This window comes from Phenylobacterium sp. (genome assembly GCF_004799395.1).
In the GTDB taxonomy this organism is placed as follows: domain Bacteria; phylum Pseudomonadota; class Alphaproteobacteria; order Caulobacterales; family Caulobacteraceae; genus Phenylobacterium.
The window spans coordinates 1-8,813 of sequence record NZ_SSMZ01000218.1 but is presented as its reverse complement, the minus strand read 5'-3'; the positions used below and the strand labels follow the sequence as shown (position 1 = coordinate 8,813).

Here is an 8,813-nt window from a genome sequence, read left to right as displayed (position 1 = left end):
CGTTTGCTGACGCCACTGCGCCAATGAGAACGAGCGAAGCCCAACGCCGCATACTCTAACCTCTCAGGGATACGAGATCGAAGGACACGGTCGTCACATCGCCGGTCGACATCGTCGCGACGTTCATCGGGTTGTATGGACCCCCATCAGGGCCATTCAGCGCCGCACCGGTATCGTCTTCGCAGCGGAGTGTTGCGCCCCCTTGGCTTAGGGTCAGAGAGACGGCGGAGGCCTTGGCGTCTTCGCACCAAATGTGAAGGGCGAGACTGACGTCGCTGGCCGGCGTCACGGTGTAGGCGGCGCTATTGGTCCCATCGACTGGGCCAACGGGATTGATGTCCGAGGGGTGGATCGTCAGCACATTGATCCGACCCAGGTCCGTGGGCCCCGCGAACGTGACGTTGATGGTCACCTGCGAGCCGTCGACAGTGATCCAGTTTTCAGACAACGATCGACTCCTTCAGTTGCGATGAAATCCGGGCGGTCTGCTGCCCCAGGATCGAATTGGTGTGGCCCCGTCATGATGCGCCGGGCGGCTTGGCGGGATCGGGTGGAGAGGCAGGAGGTTTGGGCGTAGGCGGGGAAACGCCCAGCAGTTGCAGGCCCTTGCCCCAGATCTCCTCGGCGAAGACGGCGCCCAAGAAGCAGCCGAGCAAGATCGACCATGTGCTGACGTGCCCGCCATCGCTGATCACCTTGTTCCCGGCCTGGGCCATCAGGAACGAGGTGAAGGCCGCTCCAAACCCTTGCAGGAAAACCTTGCCGGGAGCGCCCGAGATGACGGTCTCGGTTTCGCCATTGGCGCGAAGCCGCCGCACGACGATGCTGTTCCGATCGTTCACAGCCTGCGTCCGCAACCGGTCGTATCTTGCCTGCGCCGCCTGGGCGGCGCGCTGCTTGTCCAGCAGGTCGGCGGCGGTCGTTGCGCGGGCTTGATCGGCACTTAGGAACTTATTCTTGAGGTCATCGGCCTGAATCTGCAGCGTTTGGACCTTCGCCTGGTTGTCGGCGATCTGCGGATTGACTGTCGCGAGCGTCTGATTGGCCGCGGCCTTGTCCTCCTGCGAGGCCGTTTCGGAACCGAGCACTGCCGTGGCGGCCGCCGCCTGCGCCTGAAGTTCACTGAGCGTCGCGTATGCCGCTGCAAGCTGCGCTTTGGCGGCGTCAGCGTCGCGCGAGGCCGCATCCGCCGCGCCGGCGGCCGCCGTCGCGGCTTCGCCGGCTGCGGTGAGCGCGTCGGCCGCGTCCTTGGCTTGCGTCTCGGCCGTGCGCAAGGTTTCAGCGGCGACGGGCGACACATCGACCCGCCCCATCATCCGAATGGCGGACCCAAACAGGCCGAACCCCATCAGGCCGACGATCAGGATCGAGGCGTCTGACGAATTGGCGAGCCAGCCGAACAGCACCTGCTGCGTGTCATCCTGTTCATCGCCGGCGCTGGCGGCCTTCGACCCGATGATCGCTTTGGCGCTGGGGCTGGCGCTGAAATCGAATGGCTGACAGTCGCGCTCCAAGTCCGCCATGACCGCCGGCGCCAGTTGAGGAGGCTTCGCTCCTGGCCCGTTGGAGGCGGCGGCCGTCCGCTCGGCGTCTGGCGCGGGCTTTGATGGCGCGAGGAGTGACTGGACCTGCGCGAGCTCGAGCACGCAGGGCCGCAGATGTAATCTTGCGTCTCTCAGGGCGTGGCCGAAATCGGCCACGAGTACGGCCTTGGCGTCGGCCACGCGGGCGGCGGAAAGGTGCTGCCGCTCCCATTTCGCTCCCGACAACGCCTCGGCCACGTACTGGCTCTTCCAAGCCTCAAGACCATCGGCGTTCTGGCGAGCGACCGCCGCCGCCTGATCGAGGATCTTCTTGGTGTCCAGGTCCTGGTTTTCAACCTCACGCTCAAAGGCTGCGGGATTGTAGGTGGTTGGTGGGTCGACGATCGACTGATCGATGCGCTCGAGGTCCTGCATCCAAGTCTGCAGGTCCTCCGCCGGCGCGTCATTCGTGCGCAGATAGACCAGCGACCCAACCGCCAGATAGGTCGCCGGGATCAGGATTGCGGCATAGACGCCGACCGCGACCCAGGTCGGATATTCCATCAATGTGCGTTTGAGGTGCTCATGCGCCGGGCCGTCGGCGCTCCGCGAGCGGCGTTGGATGCCGTCGAGGAAGTCGCGGCGGGACGCGATGACGCTTCGGCCGATCACCAGGGCGAAGAGGAAGGTGACGGCGAATAAGACCCACTGCCAGATCAGGCTGGGGTTGGGTTCAAGCTTGAACCAGTTGGAATCGCGAGCAATGCAGAAGCTGGGGTCCGCCATGCAGGCGACGACATCGTTCACCGCCGCCGTCTCCGGCGTCGATCCTAGCGGCAACTGGATCGGACACGCGGGTCGACTCGCCGTTGTCGGACTCTCGACCGATTTGTCGCCCGGCCGGACGACCGCGCCCAGCGACGCGGCGGTCGGAGAGGGATTCGGCGCCGGCTTTGGCGCGTTCCCGACCGAGGGGTCGCAGTCGAGCGAAGGTTTCGTGGCGTCCTTCGGGGCGATCGCCCAGGGCATGGGCAGATGGACGACGAACGGAGTCTCCAGCACGATACCGCGCGCGACACCGGCGCCGGCGGCAACCAGACTTTCGGCCGCCGGGAGCGCAACAACCGTCGCCACGGCCAATGCGACGACCACAGCGAGATCGCGACTGACCGACGGCGTCTGCAAGGGCGCGCCGGCAATACGCCGGGCCCCGAAATAGACCACGACAAGCGCCGACACCGAGGCGCCCAGGAGGATGGCCCAGAAGCCGGCCAGCACCACCCAGGGGGATGTTGCGGCGAGCGCGCGAAACGCTGCGAGACCCGCGAGGGCGACAGTCAAGCCGATCACAACGGCAGCGGTGACCAGGGGTAGGCCACGGGCCACCCAAGTCCCCAGTCCGCGCACACCGTTGGATTGTGCCATATCGCCCCCCGGCGCAAAGCCAAGGTTCATGGAACCACGATATCAGTGGGTGACGCAACCCCACCGTGTGCGCGCCAGAAGACCATTCCCTGATTGAGTCGATATCTGATGCGTCCTGACGGCCAAAGGCCTGCGTGGCGGCTGGCTTGAAGCGAACCTCTCTGCGCCTCGGGGCTTCACAGAACCCGGAACCGAATTGACTCAATCAATAAGGTTATTATCTTAAATCTCGCGTCTGGGGCGACGCCAGTATCAGCGCATCGCGTGCGCTCCGACGGCATGCTGTCGGCTCGCGCCAACCTGCGCATTCCCAGTTCCATGTTCATTCGAGCGTTCCGGGGGTGGAAGGCGATGACAAAAAGCTGGCTGCGGCCCGCGATCCCGTTGGTGGCGATCGCTATCGTCCTGGTGGTCGGGCCGAAGTTTTTGCCCCACGGCCGAGGCTTCACATTCCTGGGCGTTCTCGTCCTGCTGGCCGCGGAATTTGCCGTCATTGGATGGGCGATCAACGACCGGCCGATCGGCGCGTTCATCGACAATCGTAATCGCCTGAGCCTTTCGAAGCTGCAGGCGGGAGCCTGGACAGCGGTCGTGCTGGCGGGCCTCGCGACCGCGGCCGCTTACAACGCCCTCGTCCCGGGGACGAACTACAGCAGCCTTACGGCGTTGAACGTCGTCATACCGGGCGAGCTTCTGCTGGCGATGGGTATTTCGGCGACTTCGTTGGTCGCGACGCCATCGCTTCTTAGCCTCAAGGCCAGCGAGACGCCGCTCGCCTCGTCCGTGACGACCGCGCAGGCCAAGCTGCCGGGCAGCAGCAACAACGGCAAGCTCACAACGCGATCAAGTGCGGCGGACGCCTCTTGGAGCGACCTCGTTACCGGGGATGAAGTGGGCAATGCGGGCTCGCCGGATCTCGGAAAGATCCAGCAGGCGCTCATCACCCTGCTGCTGCTCGGCTGCTACACGGGCTACGTCTATGAAATGTTCGTCCACACGAGCGGGCCGATCGGAACGCTGCCCGTGATCGACAAGTCCTTCGTCTGGCTGATGGGGATCAGTCACGCCTCGTACCTGGCCTATAAGGCCGCGCCGCACACCCAGACGGAATCCCCGTCATGAGCGAGCCTCCTCAAGCCGAGCCCCCGGTTTCGGGCGTAGAGTCGCGCCACGTGCGGCGCCCTCCAAGCGCGGGGCAGAAAACCCTTCATACGGCTTGGCCGCTTGCCGCCATCGGCGCGCTGTCCCTGCTGGCGGGGAACCCGCTTGCGCCGCCGGCCTCCACAACCCCGCCACCGTCCGCCGCGTCCGTGGGATCGCAAACCGCAGCCGGCCCATCGCCTGGCGCGCCGGCCCCGCTGGTGGCCAAGGATCAGGCGGTTACCTGGTGGTTTGCGTTCAAGTTCAACGCCCCCACCGCACCGGACATGGCCACCACGCCGCGCCTGTGCCCCTTTGGCGGGAGCCCCTCTCCCTACGGCCAGTTCAGCCAGCACTTCGTCTACGCCAGTAACCTCTCTCCGACGCTTCAGGACGGGACTGGCTTGATCGGGACCGGTGCGAACGATCCTCTTGGGGCGACGTTCGACCAGGTCTTCAATGGGACCTATCACTACCTGGTCTGGAACGATCAGTTCAAAGGCGCGCCGGCTGTGGCCGGGTGCGCCACCGACTGCAGCGCTCCATGGGGACATTCCAAGGGATTTCTGGCCTGGAACGACGCGGGCTCGGGCGTAGTGGTTCAGGTGACCACACCGAGCTGGCCGGGCTCCGGCAACGCTGCCCACCCGCGGGTTGGTGACGGCAACACCTTAGGCTGCGTCAAGGACAACGACGTCGAATTCAGCCAGCATTTCTTCGCCCTCGCCCTGACCCACGACGACCTACTGAAGGTCCTCAAGGCGCTCGCCAACGCGAGCGTGGTGACGGATCCGACAAACCCTCAACTGGCCAACAACGGCGGCCCCGCCGACGTCCAGGCGCTAGTCACCGCGCTTGGGCGCAAATCGGCGAGCGCGACAGCCACGGTCGATCAGCTGTCCAGCGGCGTGACCCTGATCTCCAAACCCTCCAACCTGAATGTCCCGCCTTGGCAGCTGGTCTCCGCGGAGCTGGCGGGCCTGCCTCTGCGGGCGGCGACCTGGTGGGCCACGCCCGAGATCTATACGACCGATGCGGCCAAGTCCTTTGACGGCTCCCAGCCGTCGGACTGCTGGTCATCGCTACTCCCCAAGCCGGGCAATGTCGCGATCGCGGCGACGGGAACCTGGAACAACAAACCCATCGGCCTGATGGGCCAGGGCGGAAACTACGCGATCGTCGACGCCAGCCTGAAAGCTTCAGCGGTGGGGTACAACCACGCCAAGGTCGGCGTCTCGCTTGATCCGGCCCACCCCTACGCGATCTTCGGCGACATGAACCAACAGGGCGCACTCAGCGGCAAGTGCGACAGCAGCCAGAATGGCAGAGGCGGCCTCTTCTATGTCGTCAGCGACGCCAAGCTTTCCGCCAGCGTCGGCGAACTGATCGCAGGCAAGACCGCCCCAGACGCGCTCCCAGCGCGCTAGCCGTCCGTCGCGAAAGGCCAAGTCAGGATGATGGGGAAGCATTGCGATCCGCCCGAAGCAGCGAAACGTGTAGGGCCAAGCCATTGGCTGGGTCCACTTTCGGCCGTAGCCCTGGTGCTGGGCCTCACAGCTTGCACCGCATTGCCGAACGCGGCGCCTCCGCGCGAAGAACTCTCCGATCGGGCATTCAACGCGCCGCTCGACGACGCCGCGAACGCCCACCCCAGTGGGTTTGATCGCAAGCTGTTTCTCGTCCTGCTCGACGACAAGACGCACCCCTCCCTGCGGGGCGGCCGAAGTCTATGGGCGACGAGCGAGGACATTTCCTACCGCCCGAGCAATGGCGACGCGACGATCAAGGTGCCGAAAGGCTTCGTCACCGACCTGGCCTCGATCCCGCAGCCGTTCTGGAGCCTACTGCCGCCCGACGGCCCCTGGGCGAAAGCGGCGGTCATCCACGATTTCCTCTACTACACACAAGGATCTGGGGTCTGGAAATGTCACGCTTCGACGATCATTCGGAAGACTGACTACACGCGGCCAGAAGCCGACTGGATCCTCAGGGACGCAATGGCCGATCGAGGTGTCGACGCCTTTCATCGGAACGTCATCTACCTTGCTGTGCGGTTCGGAGGGCAGCGTGGCTGGGACGCGAGCCCAGGTCGCAACGCCGAATATTGCCGCTCGAAGCCAGCGACGCCGGCTCATTGATATCGCATGACAACCCGCGGATTGGCCGAAGTTCGAGTGTCCGCTCCGCCAACCAACGCCCCCGGGGAATCCGAACCTTCTTGCGCCTAATATGGCTTCTCAGCCGACAGGATCGTCTGCGGCCGCCGACGCGGTCGCGTGCCAGAATCCTGCGGTCGGCCCCTCGGCGGTCGCCAATCCACCCACGGCAAGCTCCATTCAGCTGGCCCGGTGGCCCCGGCAAGGCGCACCCTTCGAGGCGCAATCCAAATTCCAGCCGGCGCAACTTCCAACTCTCTGATTTATGACGGCAGCCGGACTAGCTTAGCTGGTAGAGCAGCGGCCTTGTAGACCGAGGTCGCAGGTTCGCGCCCTGCAATGGCACCGCCATTCTGAAGGCCCGCATGCATATCTTCATCGACGCCGACGCCTGTCCCGTGAAGGATGAGACCTACAAGGTCGGCGCGCGCTATGGCCTGACGACGACGGTGGTCTCCAACAGCTTCATCGCCATTCCTCCGTCGAAGCTGATCGAGCGGATGATCGTGGACGCTGGCCCAGATGTGGCTGACGACTGGATCGCTGAGCGGACGGAGCCGGGCGACATCGTGGTCACCAACGATATCCCCTTGGCCGACCGGGTGCTGAAGGCCGGCGGCGTGGCGATCGCGCCGAACGGGCGGCTGTTCACGGCCGACAGCATCGGCTCGGCGCTGGCCTCACGCGCCGTGGCCGAGCACATCCGTTCCATGGGCGAAATGACCGGCGGGCCGAAGCCTTTCGCCCAGGCGGACCGCTCGCGCTTCCTGCAGGCGCTCGATGAGGCGGTGAACCGGGAGAAGCGGCGCCGGCGTTAGACGCCGGTCGGCAGCTGGAACAGCGCCTCAACGGTCGTCTGCATGGCTCTGGCGAGCTTGAGCGCCAGGGTGGTCGAGGGGACGAAGACCCCGTTCTCCACCGTATTGATCGTCTTGCGCGACACCCCGACCCGCTCGGCGAGCTCCGCCTGGGTCCAGCCCCGGTCGGATCGCGCCTGGCGCAGACTGTTGGCTAGGCCCTCAGCCATTGAACGCGCGCCACTCAAGCTGTGCGAACCGCATCAACGGCACGCCGATGCCGACGATGAACAGCAGATGGAGCGCCGCGATCACCGTCAGGGGCCGGAACAGCGCGTAGAGCTGGATGGCCATGAGCGTCAGGATGAGCGCCCAATAGCCTGCCGTCGTCGCCGAGCCTCGGTGGACTCGCGTGGTCTCGTCGTAGACCAGGGCGTGCATGGTGCGGTCGAAGAACGTGCCCACGCCGCCCAGCAACATCAGCAAGGCGCTCGCCAGGCCGAGGGTGAAGGCCGCAGAGCCAGCGGCCAGACCAAGCCCCCACGGCGTCGGCGAGCCGTGGTCGAAGACCAGCAGCGCGATCTGCGACAACAGGAACAACGACGTCTCGCTGACGATGACCCAGATCCGCGCCTTCTGAGACCACTCGGCCCGCTGCGTCGGCGAAGAACCCAAATCAGGCTTTGGACGCATTGGATCGCTCCCGCTGATAGTCACCTATAGGTGACATGTAACCTATAGGTTTCTTTCCGGTCAAGCGGACTTGCCTCTAAGCGCCCTGCCCGGCTATGGGCGGTCCTCGCTCGCCGTTGGAAGAGACTGTCTTAATGCGCCACCTGGGTCTGACGCTCTGCGCCGCCGCCATCGCCGCTACCGCACTCTCCGCCTGCAACAAGCCGGCGAACGCGCCCCCGGCCGACACCGGCGCCGCCTCGACGCCGACCGCCGCGCCGGCGGCGATGACCGACGACGAGAAGAAGGCGTCGCTGGCCAAGCTCCCGGCCCCCTACAACGCCGCCGACCTGGACAACGGCGAATCCAAGTTCGCGCTCTGCTCCACCTGCCACACCACGCAGCAGGGCGGACCGAACATGACCGGGCCCAACCTCTATGGCGTCTTCGGGCGCAAGGCCGCGACCCTGGCCGGCTTCACCTATTCCGACGCCCTGAAGGCCGCCGGCTGGACCTGGGACGCTGCGCATCTGGACACCTGGATCACGGACCCGAAGGTGGCCGCGCCCGGCACCAAGATGACCTTCGCCGGCCTGAAGGACCCCAAGGACCGCACCGACGTCATCGCCTATGTGATGATCCGAACGGGCTTCAAGCCGTAGGTCCGATCCCGGGCTGGTAGAGTTCGCCGGCTCAGCTCAACCTTGACGGGCAAATCGCAGGCGCGCATCGTTGCGGCGTCGCCTGGCGGGCTGCGACTGTCCGGGCGATCCACCGTCGGCGAACCCCCATCCGCCGACGACTGCGTCCGCCGGCGCGACGTCCCCCACGTTCGTAGACTGGCGCGCAGGCTCAAGGCCTTCCCCGGCGACGGGGGAGGCCTCTTCTTTCGAGCTTCGGGTTCTTTAGGCGTCGTAGCCGGGCAGTTCGCGGTCGAGCTTGCGCAGGGAACCCGGCCAGGCCAGCGCCCCGCCGATGCCGCGCGCAACCTGGCTGCGGACCTCGGCCTGGGAGGCGTCGGGCGCGATCAGCACGCCGTCCTTGCCGCCGCTCAGCGCCTTGACCTGCATCGTGCAGGCGCGCTCCAGATAGTACATGCC

General features: G+C 65.7%; 9 protein-coding genes and 1 pseudogene. 5 read left to right on the top strand and 5 right to left on the bottom strand.

Annotated elements, in window-relative coordinates:
* Positions 1-55: 55 nt before the first annotated feature.
* Together E8A12_RS14095 and E8A12_RS14090 are read right to left on the bottom strand one after the other, a co-directional pair.
* On the bottom strand, positions 56-448 hold the full coding sequence (locus E8A12_RS14095) for a hypothetical protein (RefSeq protein WP_293369816.1): 393 nt from the start codon (positions 446-448) through the stop codon (positions 56-58).
* 70 nt (positions 449-518) lie between these two features.
* Positions 519-2,978: a hypothetical protein gene (locus E8A12_RS14090; RefSeq protein ID WP_293369814.1), complete on the bottom strand. Its 2,460-nt coding sequence runs from the start codon at positions 2,976-2,978 to the stop codon at positions 519-521.
* A 234-nt stretch (positions 2,979-3,212) separates the two neighbouring features.
* On the opposite strand from E8A12_RS14090, the gene E8A12_RS14085 reads away from it, so the two are divergent.
* The 4 genes from E8A12_RS14085 to E8A12_RS14070 all read left to right on the top strand — a co-directional run bounded on the left by E8A12_RS14085 (position 3,213) and on the right by E8A12_RS14070 (position 7,062).
* Positions 3,213-4,070, top strand: a complete 858-nt coding sequence (locus E8A12_RS14085; protein ID WP_293369811.1) for a hypothetical protein — start codon at positions 3,213-3,215, stop codon at positions 4,068-4,070.
* Between the two features lie 239 nt (positions 4,071-4,309).
* Complete coding sequence (locus E8A12_RS14080) at positions 4,310-5,515, top strand: deoxyribonuclease II family protein (protein WP_293369809.1); 1,206 nt, start codon at positions 4,310-4,312, stop codon at positions 5,513-5,515.
* 114 nt (positions 5,516-5,629) lie between these two features.
* Positions 5,630-6,226, top strand: coding sequence for a DUF1353 domain-containing protein (locus E8A12_RS14075; RefSeq protein ID WP_293369806.1), 597 nt, complete (start codon positions 5,630-5,632; stop codon positions 6,224-6,226).
* Between the two features lie 383 nt (positions 6,227-6,609).
* Positions 6,610-7,062 (top strand): YaiI/YqxD family protein, encoded by a 453-nt coding sequence (locus E8A12_RS14070; protein WP_293369804.1) that lies wholly within the window; start codon positions 6,610-6,612, stop codon positions 7,060-7,062.
* Here E8A12_RS14070 and E8A12_RS14065 read toward each other — a convergent pair.
* Positions 7,059-7,271, bottom strand: a complete 213-nt coding sequence (locus E8A12_RS14065) for a helix-turn-helix transcriptional regulator (RefSeq protein WP_293369802.1) — start codon at positions 7,269-7,271, stop codon at positions 7,059-7,061. The two genes, E8A12_RS14070 and E8A12_RS14065, sit on opposite strands and share 4 nt — an antisense overlap.
* The gene (locus E8A12_RS14060) at positions 7,264-7,734 is read right to left on the bottom strand and encodes a hypothetical protein (RefSeq protein ID WP_293369800.1); all 471 of its coding nucleotides are present in this window, start codon (positions 7,732-7,734) and stop codon (positions 7,264-7,266) included. Before E8A12_RS14060 ends, E8A12_RS14065 begins: the two co-directional genes overlap by 8 nt.
* 134 nt (positions 7,735-7,868) lie before the next feature.
* Between E8A12_RS14060 and E8A12_RS14055 the strand changes: the two genes are divergently transcribed.
* A complete protein-coding gene (locus tag E8A12_RS14055; protein WP_293369798.1) occupies positions 7,869-8,375 on the top strand; it encodes a cytochrome c family protein in 507 nt (168 codons plus the stop codon).
* Positions 8,376-8,618: 243 nt separating this feature from the next.
* On the opposite strand, the pseudogene E8A12_RS14050 reads toward E8A12_RS14055, so the two are convergent.
* Positions 8,619-8,813 (bottom strand): annotated as a pseudogene (locus tag E8A12_RS14050) (class II aldolase); the annotation flags it as partial.